Raw genomic sequence first — 17974 nt, 5'->3', positions numbered from 1 at the left:
TGTGCTTTAATAACCAGTTATCTGAGTGAAAACAGCATCTGACCATATGTGGGATAGCTGAGGTACTTATCAGGAATAAGTGCTTCTGCCTCATCAGCATACTTGCGAAGTTCATCCATATCTGCAAGAATTGTCTGCTGATAATAGCTTGCCTGCTCAAGAAGTTCTTCCTTCTCTTCTGCCACCCTGGTATCTGCTGCAAGCTTTTCAAGTGCCTTGCACATTCCTGCAGATGCTTTATCTATTGTTGCAAGTACTCCGGTCTCAAGGACTGAAGCACCATCACCAAGAAGACTCTTCTTCTGAATAATCTCTTTGCTAAGATCCTTCTGGTAAGATACGATACCCTCTGTAAGATCTTTTCTTACCATCTCCTGCATTGTAAGTGACTCAATGTGTACTGATTTTGAATAATTCTCAAGAAGAATATCGTATCTTGAATGAATTTCTTCCTTAGTAAATATTCCGTGCTTTGTGAAAAGCTCTAAAGACTCATCACTGATCCAGTAAGGCATTGCATCAGGAAGTGACTTAAGATTCGGAAGACCTCTCTTTGCAGCTTCCTCTACCCACTCATCTGTGTATCCGTTGCCGTTAAAGAGTACTCTCTTGTGAGCTACAAGTTCTTCCTTAAGAACCTCTGTTATCTTTTCCTTTAACTCATCTCCGCTGTAAGCTGAGAGTTTCTCGTAAAGTCTTGCAACCTCTTCAGCAACTGCAGTATTAAGAACAATGTTAGCGTTTGCTACTGAAACTGAGGAGCCCGGCATACGGAACTCAAACTTATTTCCTGTAAATGCAAAAGGTGATGTTCTGTTTCTGTCTGTATTATCCTTTGTGAAATGAGGAAGTACCTTAGCACCCATAGCCATCTGAACCTTACCCTGGCTGATATAGGATTTTCCATCTTCTATTGCCTTAAGTACTTCTGCAAGCTCATCTCCAAGGAAGATTGATATGATAGCCGGCGGTGCTTCGTTTCCACCAAGTCTGTGATCATTTCCTGCTGATGCAACAGAAAGTCTTAAAATCGGTGCATACTCATCAACTGCAGAAATTACAGCCATAAGGAAAAGCAAAAACGGTATGTTCTCACCGGGATTTTTGCCGGGATCAAGAAGGTTTAATCCTGTATCAGTGCATACTGACCAGTTGTTGTGTTTTCCTGAACCGTTAATTCCTTCGAAGGGCTTTTCATGCAAAAGACATGCATAATTATGTTTATCTGCAACCTTCTTCATAACCTCCATTGTGAGCTGGTTGTGATCAACTGCAATGTTGGCTGTTTCAAATACAGGTGCCATCTCATGCTGTGAAGGTGCTACCTCGTTGTGCTTTGTCTTTGCAGGGATTCCAAGCTTCCAGAGTTCTTCATCAAGGTCATGCATGTAAGCTGAAACCTTGGGCTTAATAACTCCAAAATAATGATCCTCCATCTCCTGACCTTTCGTAGCCGGAGCTCCAATGAGGGTTCGTCCGGTAAAAAGAAGGTCCTTTCTCTTTTTATAAAAATCTTTATCTATCAAAAAATACTCCTGCTCAGAGCCGATTGTGGTGTTTACGCGTTTTACATCCTCATACCCCAGGAGGTGGAGCAGCTTAACTGATTCCCTGGACAGAGCTTCCATCGAGCGCAAGAGAGGTGTTTTTTTATCCAGCGCTTCTCCGCCATAGGAACAGAATGCTGTAGGAATGTAAAGAGAACCGTCTTTTATGAATGCAGGAGATGAAGGATCCCATGCTGTGTAGCCACGAGCTTCAAATGTTGCACGAAGGCCGCCTGAAGGAAAGCTTGATGCATCAGGCTCACCCTTAACCAGCTCTTTTCCGGAAAATTCCATAATAATGGATCCGTTATCTGTAGGTGAAATAAAGCTGTCATGCTTCTCTGCAGTCAGTCCTGTCATTGGCTGGAACCAGTGTGTGAAATGTGTTGCACCGTTCTCAATAGCCCATTCCTTCATGACTGCTGCCACTGTGTTTGCCACATCAAGTTCAAGATGTGAACCCATTTCAATTGTCTTATGTACTGCCTTGTAAATATCCTTTGGCAGTCTTTCTCTCATAATCTTGTCATTAAATACAAGACATCCGAATTCTTCTGTAAGTTTTGATGCTTCTATCATATTTTCCTCCTTTAGTCCGGTTCTGAACTATATATAGTTTTCAATGCTTTTTGTTATTTTCCGCTTGCACCATAGTTGGATAGCACTCTTGCTGACGGGTCGTTTACATCACAACCCTTCCAACTCTTATTGGGCATCCAGAAATCTATGATCATATCCGATTGATCAGGATAGTATTTTTCAAATATCTCTCTGTAAAGCAATGATTCCTTAGTAAAAGGTGTTGCATGTTCATATTTCTTAATATTGGAAATATAATCCTCATCTGAATAAACAGACTCAGCATATTCGATCAGGTCATCCCTTAGTGAATGTCCCACAGCATCTGAAAATGCTGCCTTTTCTCTCATCAGTATTGAATGAGGGATGAACTTGTCTTCTTCAAAGGATTTTCTAAGCAGGTATTTACCCATTCCATAAGTATTGAGCTTCTTCTCCGGATCTATACTCATTACATAATCCACAAAATCAAGATCTCCAAAAGGAACTCTTGCTTCCAGTGAATTAACACTTATGCATCTGTCTGCACGAAGCACATCATACATATGAAGCTCTCTTACTCTCTTCTCCGCTTCCTGCTGAAAAGCTGCTGCGCTCGGAGCAAAGTCCGTATACTTGTATCCGAAGAGTTCATCAGATATTTCGCCTGTCAAAACCACCTTTATATCAGTGTTTTCATGAATCCATTTGCATAGGAGGTACATTCCTATTGATGCTCTTATGGTTGTTATGTCATAGGTTCCAAGAGCTTCTATTACCGGTTCAATGGCATCAATTACATCCTTTTTACTGATTATCACCTCATGATGTCTGCTGTGAATGTAATCTGCCACTTCCCTTGCATATTTAAGATCTATGGCATCTATATCCATTCCTATGGCAAAGGTTTCAATTGGTTTATCTGAAAGCTTTGCTGCAACTCCGCAAACAAGAGATGAATCCAGACCTCCTGAAAGAAGGAATCCTACAGGAGCATCTGCATCCAGTCTCTTCTTTATTCCATTTAGGAGCTTATCGTGAATGTTTTTTGTAATTGTTTCCAGATTGTCTGTTTTAATTTCTTTTACGTAAGTCATATCTCTGTAGCATATGAACTTACCGTCCTCGTAATAATGTCCGGGAGGAAACGGAGTTATTTTCTTACATACCCCTGTCAGGTTCTTTGGCTCTGAAGCAAAAACGATATATCCATCATCGTCATAACCGTAATAGAGAGGTCTTATTCCTATCGGATCTCTGGCTGCAATAAAACTGCGTTTTTCAGAATCGTAGATTACCATTGCAAATTCAGCATCCAGAAGGTCAAACATTTTTGTTCCAAGTTTTTCATAAAGAGGAAGTATTATTTCGCAATCACTGTCGCTATTAAAAGCATAGCCAAGAGATTTTAAATAGTTCTTCAATGCTTTAAATCCATATAACTCCCCGTTACAAACAACTGCATTTCCGTTTAAGGTAAAGGGCTGCATTCCTTTACAGTTAAGGCCCATGATCGCAAGCCTGTTAAAACCAAGATAGCCGCCATTAACCTTTAATGTCCTGGACTTATCCGGACCTCTTGATGCAGTTCTTTCAAGCATTTCTTCAAAGAACTCCTTACTTATTTCATCTCTGGCATATGTGAGTATTGCGCACATATTGATTGTTCCTCCTGAAAATTTTTATTTATGATAGCCGTATTTGACTTTGAATCTCTTTATCACTCTGCATCTGCTAAAGCAAGCACACCTTCTTCTCCGGTGCGGATCTTAACAACATTGTCGATGCTGTAAACGAAGATCTTACCATCACCGATTTTTCCTGTATAAAGTGTTCTCTTAGCTGCTTCAATGACATCCTCAACAGGAATCTTGCTGACAACAACTTCAAGCTTGATCTTGGGAAGAAGTGTTACATCCATTTCAACGCCGCGATACTTCTGACCGGAGCCCTTCTGAACTCCACATCCCATAACCTGAGTAACTGTCATTCCTGTTACGCCAAGTTCGTTCATTGCCTTTCTTAACTTGTCATATCTTGAAAGCTTGGTTACAATAACTACCTTATGAATAGCTGTCTCTGTTTTAACAGGTGATGTAACAACAGGTACTGATGCATTTTTCTGGAATTCAGTAGCTGTATCATAGTCACTTGCACCAAGGTCTGTGTTTTCATTCACATCCATGTTCAATGTGTTTGAAATATCCATAAGAGCAAATCCTGAATATGCTGATGCAAGACCATGCTCTGTTGCGTCAAGACCTGTGATTTCCTCTTCCTCTGTTACTCTGAGTCCTAAAACTGCCTTAATTACTGCAAATGTGATAGAGATTGTTACTGCTGTCCAGCCTGCAACTGCTACAAAACCAACAAGCTGAATTCCAAGAAGCTTAAGACCACCGCCATAGAAAAGACCTGTCATCTCATTTCCGGCAGCATCTGCAATGCTGTATCCCGGAGCTGTATTTGTTGCAAAAAGACCAACTGCAATTGTTCCCCAGATACCATTTAAGCAATGTACTGCAACTGCTCCAACAGGATCATCAATATGAAGCTTATAATCAAGAAGCCATACACCAAAGCAAACAAGAAGTCCTGCCACGATACCGATCACAATTGCACCAAAAGCATCTGTTACATCACAGGGTGCTGTGATTGCTACAAGACCTGCCAGGGAAGCGTTAAGACACATTGAAACATCAGGCTTGCCATACTTAAGCCATGTAAAGATCATGCATGTTACTGTTGCCAGAGCAGGTGCTATTGTTGTTGTTACAAATATTGAACCAAGCTGATCAATTGATGTTGCTGCTGCTCCGTTAAATCCGTACCAGCCAAGCCAGAGAATGAAAACACCAAGCGCTGCTGCTGTGAGATTGTGACCGGGGAAAGCATTTACTTTTGTAACTTTTCCGTTCTTATCTCTCTCGAACTTACCAATGCGGGCTCCAAGGAAAGTTGCTCCGATAAGTGCTGAAATACCACCTACCATATGGATTGCTGTTGATCCTGCAAAATCGTGGAAACCTATCTGAGAAAGAAATCCGCCACCCCAGATCCAATGTGCTTCAATGGGATAAATGATTGCTGAAATAACTGCTGAATATACACAGTAGGAAATGAACTTTGTTCTTTCAGCCATTGATCCTGAAACGATTGTTGCTGTTGTAGCACAGAACACAAGGTTGAATACGAAATTTGACCAGTCAAAATTTGCATAGCCTGTAAAAATATCAAATCCCGGTCTTCCGATTATCCCCATGACATCTTCACCAAGAAGAAGTCCAAAACCAATGAGGATAAACACAACAGTACCGATACAGAAATCCATCAGGTTTTTCATGATGATATTTCCTGTATTTTTTGCTCTTGTAAATCCGGCTTCGCACATTGCAAATCCTGCCTGCATCCAGAAAACAAGAGCTGCGCCAATTAGAAACCACACTCCAAAGATTTTTCCATCAATAATACTCATTAACTCTTCACTCATAATCCGCTCCTCCAAAAGCATAACTGTGTCGTTTATGCAAAAAAGCGGCGCAGCAGAGACCAGTCCTGAAACTGATGCCCCATTGCACCGCTAAAGTCTTAAATTTGAAGTTTGAATACGTGTATACATTTCTCCGGAGTCGTATTCTTATAGCATTCACACCCAACTAAATGCATCGTAAAGTGATCTCATATGGTTCTCACTATACTCGAAAAACACCACGTCAAATGCTCTGCCTGAATATACAGAAAAAGCGCCTTAGAGTGTTATCTCTAAGACGCCCTTGTCTTTATAGGTTGTGATTTTACGCTTGCATTAAATAAGTGTCAAGATGTTTTTGAAGTTTTTTAAAAATAATTTCCTGACTATTTGTCCGGGTGCCTAAAGTCCGGACATTTTGCTTTATGCGTTTGCATTTATCTCAATCTCTTAAAAGCAAATTTATTAATCCATAGTCTAATAAAATACGATTTAATAGATGTTTAATATAATTTTAATTAACTAAATAAAAGACATATTTTATTATGATTATATACTGATTTAATTTTAAAGGAGGTCATTATGGCTGCTGAAAAAACCAAGAATTCCAATGCTCTGAAAATTGAGGGAATGAGTCTTAAGGCAACTCTTATTGTAACTATAGTTCCTATTGTTGCTATCCTTCTTATAGCCCTTACCGTAATTACAACCGTCATAAGCAGAAATATGATAATTGAGCGTTCCACGAGTGAAATGGAGGCAACTCTTGGAGAGCATACGAATTATATTTATTCTGAGCTGGAGAATATCCGGGCGCAGGCTGATACCGTAGCAAGAATGGTTGCAGGAACCTATGAGACAACCCCTTTAGATGGCTATGGAGAAGCCCTCACCGAAGTTATTGAAGGAAGTGACCTGGTACTTGGAGCAGGTCTTTGGTTTGAACCAAATGTATTTGATAAAGAGCAGCAATATTACGGCCCCTATTGGTATAAAAACACAACATCAGAAGGTGTTTGGGATGGGAAAGATCTTGAGCTTACATGGGACTATTCAAATGCTGATTATGACTATTTTTCACAGGAATACTATGTAAACGCCAAATCACTGCCAAATGCAACAATAACTGACCCTTACTACGATCCGGCAAGCGGAATCGTCATGGCGTCCTGTTCTGCCCCCATAAAAACTATTGATGGCCAGTTTATCGGTTGTGTCACCGTCGACATTATGCTGACAGAGATCAGTGAACAGATAGCCTCCATTAAAGTTGGAGAAACAGGAACACTTTTCTTAATTGACGGTGTAGGTAATTATATATATCACCCCGAATTTCCTGATGCATGTAAAGATCAGATGAATATCAAAGATTCGACTGAATTAGGTGAGTATGTTCAGAGCGTGCAGTCAAGTGATTCCGGAGAAGGTTCTTTTGTAGCAGGAGGCGGCAAGCGTCTTCTATTCTGGAGTAAAGTTCCTGAAATGACCTGGAAAATCGGCCTTAGAATTTCTGAGTCTGAGATATTAAAGCAGGTTAATGCACTCATGTACATCTCTATTATCGTATGTGTTGTAGCAGTCTTACTTACTACAATAGTGATCATCTATCAGGCCACCGGCATTGCCAAAGCAGTCTCTGTTGTAGCTAATTCTCTTGCCCACTTAAGAGAAGGTGAATTTGTCAAAATAACCGGCGTCAAGAAGAGAAAAGATGAAATTGGTCTGATGACGGAATCAACAAATGACGTAATCAATCGACTTGAAAGCATCGTTACCAATATCAAAGATTCTGCCATGTCAGTCAGTTCATCATCAGAGGAATTATCTGATATGGCTAATCAGATTTCCCAGACTGCTGAGGACGTTTCAAATGCCGTTCAGGAAATTGCATCAGGAGCTACACAGCAGGCTGATGAAATCCAGAGTGCATCCGAAAATGTTGGACGTATCGGTGACGCTGTAACGGATGTCCAGGATTCTACTGACAGTCTTTCAACTACTGCAGGTAAGATGAAGGAAGCTTCCGAGATTTCCAGCAAATCCCTTGCTTCACTTCAGGATTCCTCTCAGGAGATGACAGCTAAGATTGATGAAATATCAAGAACCATTCAGGCAACTCAGGAAGCCGTTACCAATATCGGTGGCAAGGTAGAAGGTATTACCTCCATAGCTACCCAGACCAATCTCCTTTCCCTCAATGCTTCTATCGAAGCAGCAAGAGCCGGCGAAGCAGGAAAAGGATTTGCGGTTGTTGCTGAGGAGATCGGACAACTTGCTGAAAACTCCAAGCAACTTGCTGATGATATCAAGGTTGAAATGGAGTCACTCCTTAATCAGGCTAAAGCTGCTGTTGATGCCGCCGAAGATGTTCGTCAGGGCAATATCGACCAACAGACAGCCCTTGGTGATACCCTTGCTGCTGTAAACGGTATGCTTGAAGATATCGGAAGTACCGTTGGCGGTGTTCAGCTTATCAGTAAAGGCGCAAACACCTGTGAGAACTCCAAGAATGCAGTTGTTGATACCATGAGCGCACTCTCCGCAATATCTGAAGAAAATGCAGCTTCTTCAGAAGAAACAGGAGCATCCATGCAGGAACTTTCAGCTACGGTTACTACACTTGCAGGCTCCGCTTCAACACTTAAGGATATAGCTGAAAAGCTCAACGAGGAAATGCAGTTCTTCAAATCCTGATATAAATAATCAGATTTCTTTTCTTATAAATATGCTCAAAAGGCGAAGACATTTTGGTAAATACCTGATGTCTTCGCCTTTTGACTTTGAGCCGCACACTTAATAGTTTTTTATACGAGCCAAGTGTGAGCCTTGTAAGTCCACCTGGCAAAATCTATTAGGGCCTTGGTGGAACCTGCTCCAAATGAACGCTTTGGTAAATTTTATGACTCTTTTTCTTCTTCCAATTTCTTGATCAGCTTGTCAATTTCTTCCTGCGAAAGCATCGCCATATCATTTGCTTCAGCCATGTTTTTCCTCCGATATAATTGCTGTCGTAAGTAGTGAGTATATTTATATCATCAAACAATATTCATGTCATTAACAATAACAATTGCTCTTAAATATTTTCCAAAATTTACAAAACAGAAACGACTGAATAACTTTTTTTGTTAACTATTCTGAATTGCATGTATTATAATTTTATGAAGTAACATACTGCCCTGCAAAAAAAATTTACTATAGTCTTTTACATATGACATTTTAAGAGGTTGTTATTTATGAACAAAGTAATCATTGACTGCGATCCGGGTATCGATGACTCTTTAGCTATTATGCTGGCTCTTAACAGTCCGGAGATAGATGTCATCGGAATAACCATCGTAGCCGGCAACTCTCCGGTGGAGCTTGGTTTTAAAAATGCAAAACGTATACTTAAATTCCTCGGAAGGCTCGATGTACCGGTATATGCAGGTGCTTCAGCGCCCAGAAAAAGAGAGTACGTAAATGCCCTTGATACTCACGGAAGTGACGGTCTTGGTGAGAGCTTTTTGCCAGAGGTGGAAGGTCAGGAGATTCCTGAAAAATCAGCAGTAAAGTTTATGGATGAGTCTTTACTTCAAGGCGATGTGTCTGTTATAGCACTAGGTCCTTTATCTAATCTGGCAGAGCTTATTGATAAGGCCCCTTCCGCTTTTCTTTCCATCAAAAGACTGGTTTCCATGGGCGGCAATTTCAGAAGTCACGGAAACTGCTCTCCCGTTGCAGAATACAACTATTGGGAGGATCCCGACAGTGCAAAGCTCGTCTTCGACACGCTCTATGAGAACCATAAGAAGATTGAGATGGTTGGCCTTGATGTAACAAGAGAAATTGTTCTTACCCCTGAGATTTTGACTGAAATGAAAAGAGCCAATCCCATTACAGGTGATTTCATCGAAAAAATCACCAGCTTCTACTTTAAATTTCACTGGGAATGGGAGCACATAAGAGGCTGCGTCATAAATGATCCTCTTGCTGTTGCACAGTTCTTAAACCCTGATATCCTGTCAGGATTTGAAGCCTTTACAGAAGTGGAAACAGGTGGCATAAGCCTTGGTCAGACAGTAGTTGATTCCATGAGTTTTTACAGGAAAGAAAGTAATGCACTCATCTACACGAAAGTAGACAAAGCTGTGTTCTGGGAAATGTTTTTGACAAGAGTACTTAATATAGAACCTGAATATTGCAAGGCAAAATTCAGTAATTTGATTCTGAGGTGACATTAGGAATCTCAAGTGACGAAAAACAGGAGAATTATAAATCGTGAAAAACAATGCAAAAAAAATCACTTTAGTCGCTTTTGCGGTTGCCATTAATATTATTGGGAGCAAGATTGCTTTGCTTTTTAATCTTCCGATATTTCTAGACAGTATCGGAACCATGCTCGCCGGAATGGCTTTAGGTCCTATAGCCGGCGGCCTTACAGCACTTGTTGGAGGCTTAATAAACGGCGTGCTGGGAGATATCTACGCAATATACTTTTCCTTCAGCGGTGTGCTTATGGGCATAATTGCCGGTCTTCTTTTCTACAATAAGAGAATAATGATTTCTTCCATTCTTTGGAAATGTCTTATTGTTACAGTTCCTGCTTCTGCCCTTTCAGCATGTATAGAGACCTTCCTCTTTGGAGGAATAACCTCTGCAGCATTCACAACATTTCTTGTTCAGGCTCTCTCGCAGACAGCATTAAAGCTTTTGGGAAGTGCCTTCTTAACACAGGCTGTTACAGACTATGTTGATAAGGTGATTGCAATTATACTTGTTTATCAATGCATGCAGCGTCTTCCCTATGAGCTTACTCACTTTGATGACATTGAAAATAACGCAGATACTCCTAAATTTTAATAAAACTGCAATATTGAATGAGCCTTTATGGAACTAATTACACAAGCCTCATCCCCATGACAAATGCAAAGGGATAAGCAAACAGCCTCTCCTTCCCATCCTCGAATACTACAGAAAACTTGGAGGGGATATTATCATCATCATAGACTACATCAGTTATAGTGCCATTTCCGTATTTGGGCTGCGCAATCTTTTGCCCGATCACCAGATCTGACGGGTACTCTGATGTAGTACTCTGATTCCTTTTATTTGGTTCAAGACTCTTCTTTATGGAAGCCCTGGCTTTTTTGACATTCTCTTTTATACTCTGCTCTTCATTTCTTGAGATGCTGGTGATTTCCTTTACAAATGTGGATTCTTCGTCATTGTAGAGGAATATATTAAGCTTGTTTCTGGCTCTCGTCATTCCCACATAGAAAATTCTGCGTTCTTCTTCAAAATCCCGTTTTTCCTTAAGTGTCGCCCTGTTGTAATTCTTGATTACTTCATCCGGAAATACTCCGTCACAGACATCCATCAGATAGACTTCATCATACTCTAATCCTTTACTGGAATGGATGGTCGACAGAATAAACTGTGCCTTGTAATCCGGAACCTTATTGCTTATCAAATCCCTGAGAGTTTCAAACCGCCTTAAAAATCCATCGATGGACTCCTCTCTCATTGCCAGCATCTTCAGAATGAACATCTTGTTGGTATCGAGATGATTATCCTCCATATATTCGCCGTATCCCATGTACTGCTCTATTCTATTCAGCGCCTTTAGCGGTGCTTCGTGCCTCATATTTGCAAAGTGGGTTCTTATTGATCTGCATTTACCCTTTACCCTTGCATTTATCATATCTGTCTCTTCAAGAGCATCCAGTATCGGAATATCACTTGATGCAGAAATCCTGCAGAGCCTCTCAGCCTGTGGCTTTTTTAGATAGGTCTGGAATTTAAAATATATTTTCAGAAAAATATCGCTGTCATAGGGATCAATGGAAAACTGCAGCATATTGATGACATCCGTCACTACTCTGTGAGTAAAAAATGCCATATCAGCGCTCTTTATCCTATATGGAATATTCTCCCTCTCAAGAATATCCACAAGGGGAAGAATACTCTCATTATCTCTGTAGAGAACCGCCGTCTGACTTGTCACATCAGCTGCCACCTTAAGCAGATAATTGTACTGATTTCTCCTGCTGTTGAGATGGATATATCCAATATCAGAGGCCTTTTCCCTGTTGGCCTTCATATGCTTATCATGCCTCATGCTGTTGTGAAGTATAAACCGGTCTGCTGCCTCTACAATATTGGCACTAGATCTGTAATTCCTATCCATTATAAGGACTCTGGCTCCGGGATGATCCTTTTCAAAATTGAGGAGTGCCTCAGGGTAAGCTGCTCTAAAACCATAAATACTCTGATCCTCATCTCCTACCATGAAAAGATTGCCCTCCGTCCCTGACAGAAGACTTATTATCATATGCTGTATTTTCGATGTGTCCTGGGCTTCATCCACACAGATGTAACGATATTTATTCTTGTAAAAAGAAAGAAGATCCGGGGATGATTTAAGCATTCTGTATGCATAGATCATCTGGTCGTCATAGTCCATCATCTCTCTCTTTTTAAGCTCATTATTATAGGCTTCATATATATCCAGAATGGCCGTATCTTCCTCTTTCTCAAGCTCCATGATTTCTTTCTTCGTCAGCATCATGTTCTTGCAGTAGGTGATAAGCGTCCTCACGCTTTTTATATCACTCTCCGTGGGATATTCTTCATAGATACGGACATAGTTTTCGGTAAGAATCTTACTTATCACCTTTTCATCAGTGACCAGCTGATAAGCATTCTTACCGATAAGACGTCCATAATGGGCAATTATCTTTGCACATATTCCATTGATAGTGCGAAATTCAAGAAATGATGATATGTCACTTCCAAATATTTTTTCAAACCTGGCAGCCATATCCCTGGTAGCCGCCACCGTGTAGGTCAGGGTCAGAATATTCTCCGGTGCTATATCTTTACAAAAAAGCATATAGCCAAGTCTGTTAACCAAAACCGTAGTCTTTCCGCTCCCCGGAACAGCAAGAAGAAGTACCGGTCCCTTCACCGTCCTTACTGCATCCAGCTGCTGCTCGCTAAGTCCTATGGCATATTTTTCAAAAAATTCATTTTCCGTCATGAGAACAGTTACGCAATCTCCTTTTATTCAGCCTTTCTGAAGGCTTTACCAGCAACATTCGGAAAGGAACTTCACTAAAGTAAGATATATCATAACATTAATAAGGGGCAAATCTGAAAGTATTTTAAGAACTAAGGCGTTATTTGAGCTTCCTGACCTTGCCGCAGGTTATGCCGTTCTCATTGAATGCATCAACTCTTACATATACATCCTGTCCGGAAATGAGTGCGCCAATGATGCGCTCAGCCTTGTCAGCACCTTTCGCAGGGTAAAACATGCAGCTGTGATAGAGCTTATCAGCAGCATGACCCCAGCAGATATTGTAGCCTTCTGCACCCTGAGCCTGCATGGATACACGCATATCAAGGTCATCGAGTCTTGACGCTTCAAAACTCACTTCCTGGGGCTTTTCTCCATTGCCCTTACCAAATACGCGAAGCCCTGATATGGCAGCATTTTGATCAAAGGGTGTCTCACAAACAGTCAGCTTGATGTAGCGAAGCTTTTGACCTTCACCATCATTCAAAACTATAAAGTCATGAGGAAGGTTTGTATCCGCATCGGACTTATCCATCAAAACAGCAAAGGTCTCACCGTCCAAGGAGCCTTCCAAAGTCCATCTGGTGTGATGAGTTCTGTCGTCGATCAGCCTTACGCCCATACCCTGTCCTGTTATCTGTTTTTCCGGCTGTGCATCAACGCGGTCATCTGCAAAGTTTATCTGAATTGCACGTACGTCCTTCACCTCTTCAAGGTCCATCATAAGCCATTCACCGGCGTCCTTCCCGGCAGCTCTCCACCAGGTTCTGTCATCTTCCTCTGAAGCTCTTGAAGGAGCATTGTCCGGTGCGGTTGATATGCTGTCCCATACTGCTACTTTCGTATCTCCTTCGCCTTCGCCGCTTCCCTCGCCTACGCAGTAAGAAGATGCTGTCATCTTAGCGCCGCGGCTAAGAAGATACCATTCAGGCTCCTGCCAGGGATCCAGTTTGCCCCCATCCACGTACTGCGGCCAGTCGCCGTAGCCCATATTGCAGAAGAGCTCGCCGTCCTTGTCGAAACCTGCGCGCCATATGCCGCACCTTCTCTCCATACTGTCATTAAGACTTATGCGGCTTGTCGAGGTGTGCCATAAGTTACCATTTGCATCCTCCATGGTTGATCCGTGTCCGGCACCCGGCATAAAGCCTCCCGGCTGATAAGAATAGGGATTATTCTCAGCAAGCTCGAATGGTCCAAGGGGTGAATCAGATACATATACACCGTCACAGTAAACATTGTACTCAGCTCCTGTTGCTGCATACTGAAGATAGTATTTTCCGTCATGCTTATTCATATAAGCGCCTTCAATAAACGGATTATTACTTAGCATGCTCTTGAAAAAAGCCTTGTCTGTATCTGAAGCATTGGCCATGATTGCCTCTCCCATCTTTTTAGAGGCTTCTTCAAAGAGTTTATCCAGCTCCTCGCCCTCGATAAGAGGCTTACAGTGGTCCTCACCCACTCTCTCATAGCCAAGCTCCCTGGGTCTTCCGTGGACAAGTTCCACCCTGTCAGTAAGCGGCTTCATCGTCTCGGGATCCAGCTCTACGCCCCATATGGGAGTCATATTTGAGCAGCCCCAGTATAGATAAACCTTCCCATCATCATCCCAGAAAAGATCGGGATCCCAGAAATCAAAAGTACCCGGGATTTCTTCATAGGGTCCGTTCTCTATGTCCTTGGTGCGGTAGAAATTACAGATCTCGCCCCTCTTAGATGCACAAAAATATACGTAGTCTCCAATCACTCTGACATCTGGTGCATAATCATCAAGCGGCAGATTATCAGGAAGTTTCACACTCTTCCAATTCGCAAGATCCTCAGACACCCACACCGAGAGATTCATTGAAGCAAAAATATAATATTTCCCTTTCCAATATAAAAATGTGGGGTCAGCTGCCTCCCTCGAGATATGGAGTTCTCCGCCTCTAAGACTGTCCTTGATAAACTGATAGTGATAATCGATGTTTATCGGGTTACAAAAATACTTTTTCATTGCTATACTCCTTTCAAACTCTACTCAAATACCCTGTAATAAGGTTCGCTCTTTATGCACCTCTTCCATTCATCATCCCCAAATTGACCTTGTTTCATGAACGTGGTCCAGGCATCCATCATCTCATCAGATAGCTCATAGTCATGCTTATCCATCGGTCTCCAGCATCTGCCAAGTGTTCCGAACATATACCACAGCTCCGCTGAGTGGAAGGCTCCATGATCATCCCCCGGAAGCTTCCTGTTAAAAAAGTACACATAGGCAGGCTGATTTCCCGTCTCCTCAAGTTTTAAGCTATAAGCTACACTTCCTTTATGAAGCGGCTGCTTTTTGGCTATACCGCTCTTATCTTCATCCTGAAGTATATCATCTGCATTTGATCCGATCAGGCATGGCACGTCGGGCATTTTACCCTCATCCATAAGTTTATAGTAGCCATCTTTTAGTACATATCCATCAATTGTCGGAATAAGAAATAAACCGTCAAAAGAGGCTATTCCCTTGCCAATAAATGCTCCCATCTTTCTGATTATTGTCTTTGCATCAAGGCTTCTCATTTCCTCAAGACCGGCTGCGCCAAGTACCTCCGGCAGCATTCTTCCTATTTTTTCCTGTTCCCCCAGGGTTATATCCCTGTGAAGCCCATATTTATAGGAGCCGCCGCTCTGCATTATGGCTTTCGAATAAAGGCCATTTGTAAGCTCACTGGACAGAAGTGTCTGCACGCTCATCGCTCCCGCACTCTGTCCAAAAATAGTAATGTTATCAGCATCACCTCCAAAAGCTGCAATATTATCATGAACCCATCTAAGTGCTGCTATCTGGTCAAGTATCCCGTAATTGCCGGATATCTTTTTCTCATTCTCCTCTGTCAGCCAGGGATGTGCCCAAAATCCAAATACATTGCACCTGTATTCAACACTTACAAGCACCACGCCTCTTTTGCAGTAGGCCTCACCGTCAAACTCCATCTCACTGGCATAGCCGCCCATAAACGCCCCGCCATGAATCCAGAAGGCAACAGGATAGCGCTTATTTTCTGCAGAACCGGGCAAATCCCACTCGTCTTTTGCTGTCAATGGCGTCCATATATTCAGGTACAGACAGTCCTCGGACATGGTACAGTTGTACTCATTGTTACTGTAGAATTCCTTCGTGTAAAGATCATCTTCGATAATCTCCTGCATGCATCTGTTCCCAAAAGCCGTAGCCTTCCTTACACCGCTATAGTGCTCAGGTTCCACAGGTGCCTTCCATCTGAGATCTCCCACTGGTGGTTTCGCATAAGGTACTCCCAGGAAGCAGGAATACCCCTCCTTATCAAGCCCTTGTATCTTTCCGTATTTTGTATCTATTATCATGATCGCTGCTCCTCAATTAATCTTAATCCTCTACTGTCGGCACATCAAGCCATTATGACTCTTCTTCATATACAAGTCATGCCCGAGCCGTAGCCCGGGCATAAAGTATAGTCCCAAATCCTATTATCCCTTCACAGCGCCCATTGTAAGACCTTTTGCAAAGTATTTCTGGAAGAAGGGATATATTATCAGCACAGGAAGTATTCCAACCAATGCAATAGCCATCCTCACTGTAGTTGTCGGAAGATCTCCTACGTTAACACCGCCTGTCGCATTGGATGCAAGAAACTGGATATTCTCATTTATGTTGTTGAGAATGTTCTGTACCGTATAGAGTTTTGCTCCCTTGGAATCAAGATAGTACAATCCGTTCTGCCAGTCATTCCAGTATGCAAGTCCCGTCATAAGTCCGCTGGTGGCAAGTATCGGAACAGACAGTGGAAGGGCTATATGGAAAAAGTTGTAAAACTCACCTGCCCCATCTATCCTCGAAGCCTCATAGAGTTCTTCGGGAATGCTGTTTTCAAAATAGTTTCTCACCAGCATTACCATGAAACCGCTCAGCATGAGGTTTGGCACTATAAGTCCTCCTATGCTGTTTTTCAGATGAAAAATTCTCACGTACATGATATAGGTGGGAACGAGGCCTCCGTTAAACAGCATGGTGAATACTACAAGGAAATTCAAAATCTTTCTTCCCGGAAGCTTCCTCTGAGAGAGCATATAGGCCAGCATTGCTGTCATTACAACGCTTGCACCGGTTCCAATTGCTGTGACAATAATCGTCATCAGATACGCTCTTCCTATCATCGCCCACTGCTGTCCAATATACCCGAAGGCTGCCATAGACAGCTTTGCTGGCAGGTATGAAAAGCCGTCATTCATGGCAACTTCCTCATCAGTAAATGAAGCAATCACCAACAGTATGAACGGCAGTATTGCCAGAAGTGAGCTGATTGTCAATATGATATTCGCTGCTAAAGACCAGCGTTTTTGTGTCTTTGTTTTCATATATCCTGTATAGCCCCTTTCTTAGAATACCGAACTGTTTTCATCAAGCCTGCTTACAATCTTGTTGGCAACGACGATGAATATAAAGCCTACAACTGATTGAATAAATGATGCCGCAGATGACATACCCACGTTGTTGAGCTTAAGCAGCGCCCTGTACACATAGGTGTCAATAGTCTGTGTCGCAGGCATAAGCGCACTCTGCATCATGGGAACCTGATAGAACAGACCAAAGTCGGATCTGAAAATCTGCCCCATATTTAATATCAGGAGCATGAGAATAGTCGGCTTTAAGAGCGGTATCGTTATCAGGCGGATTTGCTGCCACTTCGAGGCTCCGTCCAATGAGGCGGCTTCGTAGTATGCGGGATCTATTCCCAGCAGGCTCGACAGATACAGGATCATTCCGAAGCCTATGCCTCTCCACTGATTCACAAAGGTCAGAATAAACGGCCAGTATTTTGGCTCCTGATAAAACTGAGGTATGCTTCCTGTAATTCTCCCGATCATTTTTGATATAAGGCCTGATGTGGGCGATAAGTAAGCATATACAAGGTATGCAATTACAACCATCGACATCAGATAAGGGAGAAGTATCACTGTCTGATAGAATTTCTTTGCCGCAGCATTTTTTACCTCATTTAAGAGAATAGCCGCTCCAACCCCAAGTACCATCCCAAGGAAAATCCATAGGATATTGTAAAGCAGGGTATTTCTGATCATAACGAATGCGTCATTGCTCTTAAACAAAAACTCAAAATTCTTTACCCCATTCCAGGGACTCTCCCACATGCCCTTAGCGTAGTTAAAGTCCTTGAAAGCTATCTGCAGACCCGCCAAGGGCATATAGTTATTTATAAAAAGATAAGTCAATCCGGGAAGTCCCATAAGATAAAACGGAAGCCAGTGCAGAAGCTGTTTCCCGAGAGATTTTTTATTACCTTTCATGCTCATGCTCCTTCAAAACTCCTG

At 42.1% G+C, this 17974-nt stretch carries 11 protein-coding genes; 3 read left to right on the top strand and 8 right to left on the bottom strand.

Translation table 11 applies throughout. The features are described from left to right. Positions 1–17: 17 nt before the first annotated feature. The 3 genes from T501_RS03585 to T501_RS03575 all read right to left on the bottom strand — a co-directional run bounded on the left by T501_RS03585 (position 18) and on the right by T501_RS03575 (position 5595). Entirely contained in the window at positions 18–2126 is a 2109-nt protein-coding gene (locus T501_RS03585; RefSeq protein WP_044913345.1) for a glutamine synthetase III family protein, read from the bottom strand. A gap of 53 nt (positions 2127–2179) precedes the next feature. Further along, the gene (gene asnB, locus T501_RS03580; RefSeq protein WP_026510210.1) at positions 2180–3763 is read right to left on the bottom strand and encodes an asparagine synthase B; all 1584 of its coding nucleotides are present in this window, start codon (positions 3761–3763) and stop codon (positions 2180–2182) included. A gap of 62 nt (positions 3764–3825) precedes the next feature. Continuing rightward, on the bottom strand, positions 3826–5595 hold the full coding sequence (locus T501_RS03575) for an ammonium transporter (protein ID WP_026510211.1): 1770 nt from the start codon (positions 5593–5595) through the stop codon (positions 3826–3828). A gap of 561 nt (positions 5596–6156) precedes the next feature. On the opposite strand from T501_RS03575, the gene T501_RS21725 reads away from it, so the two are divergent. The 3 genes from T501_RS21725 (at position 6157) to T501_RS03560 (ending at position 10413) form a co-directional block, all read left to right on the top strand. Further along, a complete protein-coding gene (locus tag T501_RS21725; protein ID WP_050008110.1) occupies positions 6157–8268 on the top strand; it encodes a methyl-accepting chemotaxis protein in 2112 nt (703 codons plus the stop codon). A gap of 539 nt (positions 8269–8807) precedes the next feature. Then, the gene (locus T501_RS03565) at positions 8808–9788 is read left to right on the top strand and encodes a nucleoside hydrolase (protein ID WP_044913343.1); all 981 of its coding nucleotides are present in this window, start codon (positions 8808–8810) and stop codon (positions 9786–9788) included. A 43-nt stretch (positions 9789–9831) separates the two neighbouring features. Next, entirely contained in the window at positions 9832–10413 is a 582-nt protein-coding gene (locus T501_RS03560; protein ID WP_026510212.1) for an ECF transporter S component family protein, read from the top strand. Positions 10414–10450: 37 nt separating this feature from the next. On the opposite strand, the gene T501_RS03555 is transcribed toward T501_RS03560, so the two are convergent. From T501_RS03555 to T501_RS03535, 5 genes are all read right to left on the bottom strand, one after another. Beyond that, the gene (locus tag T501_RS03555) at positions 10451–12592 is read right to left on the bottom strand and encodes an ATP-dependent helicase (protein WP_044913341.1); all 2142 of its coding nucleotides are present in this window, start codon (positions 12590–12592) and stop codon (positions 10451–10453) included. A gap of 139 nt (positions 12593–12731) precedes the next feature. Then, positions 12732–14630, bottom strand: a complete 1899-nt coding sequence (locus T501_RS03550) for a family 43 glycosylhydrolase (protein WP_044913339.1) — start codon at positions 14628–14630, stop codon at positions 12732–12734. Positions 14631–14650: 20 nt separating this feature from the next. Beyond that, positions 14651–15991, bottom strand: a complete 1341-nt coding sequence (locus T501_RS03545) for a carboxylesterase/lipase family protein (RefSeq protein ID WP_044913338.1) — start codon at positions 15989–15991, stop codon at positions 14651–14653. A 123-nt stretch (positions 15992–16114) separates the two neighbouring features. Then, entirely contained in the window at positions 16115–17002 is an 888-nt protein-coding gene (locus T501_RS03540; protein WP_026510216.1) for a carbohydrate ABC transporter permease, read from the bottom strand. A gap of 21 nt (positions 17003–17023) precedes the next feature. Continuing rightward, positions 17024–17950 (bottom strand): ABC transporter permease, encoded by a 927-nt coding sequence (locus T501_RS03535; RefSeq protein ID WP_155831433.1) that lies wholly within the window; start codon positions 17948–17950, stop codon positions 17024–17026. Positions 17951–17974 lie beyond the last annotated feature (24 nt).

It is taken from the genome of Butyrivibrio sp. WCE2006 (assembly GCF_000701985.1).
Classification (GTDB): Bacteria; Bacillota; Clostridia; order Lachnospirales; family Lachnospiraceae; genus Butyrivibrio.
This window is presented reverse-complemented; position numbering and strand designations above follow the sequence as displayed.

Coding starts and splice junctions, on each gene's coding strand:
- T501_RS03585 (WP_044913345.1), bottom strand. CDS start 2,126: ATGATAGAAGCATCAAAACTTACAGAAGAATTCGGATGTCTTGTATTT.
- asnB (WP_026510210.1), bottom strand. CDS start 3,763: ATGTGCGCAATACTCACATATGCCAGAGATGAAATAAGTAAGGAGTTC.
- T501_RS03575 (WP_026510211.1), bottom strand. CDS start 5,595: ATGAGTGAAGAGTTAATGAGTATTATTGATGGAAAAATCTTTGGAGTG.
- T501_RS21725 (WP_050008110.1), top strand. CDS start 6,157: ATGGCTGCTGAAAAAACCAAGAATTCCAATGCTCTGAAAATTGAGGGA.
- T501_RS03565 (WP_044913343.1), top strand. CDS start 8,808: ATGAACAAAGTAATCATTGACTGCGATCCGGGTATCGATGACTCTTTA.
- T501_RS03555 (WP_044913341.1), bottom strand. CDS start 12,592: ATGACGGAAAATGAATTTTTTGAAAAATATGCCATAGGACTTAGCGAG.
- T501_RS03550 (WP_044913339.1), bottom strand. CDS start 14,630: ATGAAAAAGTATTTTTGTAACCCGATAAACATCGATTATCACTATCAG.
- T501_RS03545 (WP_044913338.1), bottom strand. CDS start 15,991: ATGATAATAGATACAAAATACGGAAAGATACAAGGGCTTGATAAGGAG.
- T501_RS03540 (WP_026510216.1), bottom strand. CDS start 17,002: ATGAAAACAAAGACACAAAAACGCTGGTCTTTAGCAGCGAATATCATA.
- T501_RS03535 (WP_155831433.1), bottom strand. CDS start 17,950: ATGAAAGGTAATAAAAAATCTCTCGGGAAACAGCTTCTGCACTGGCTT.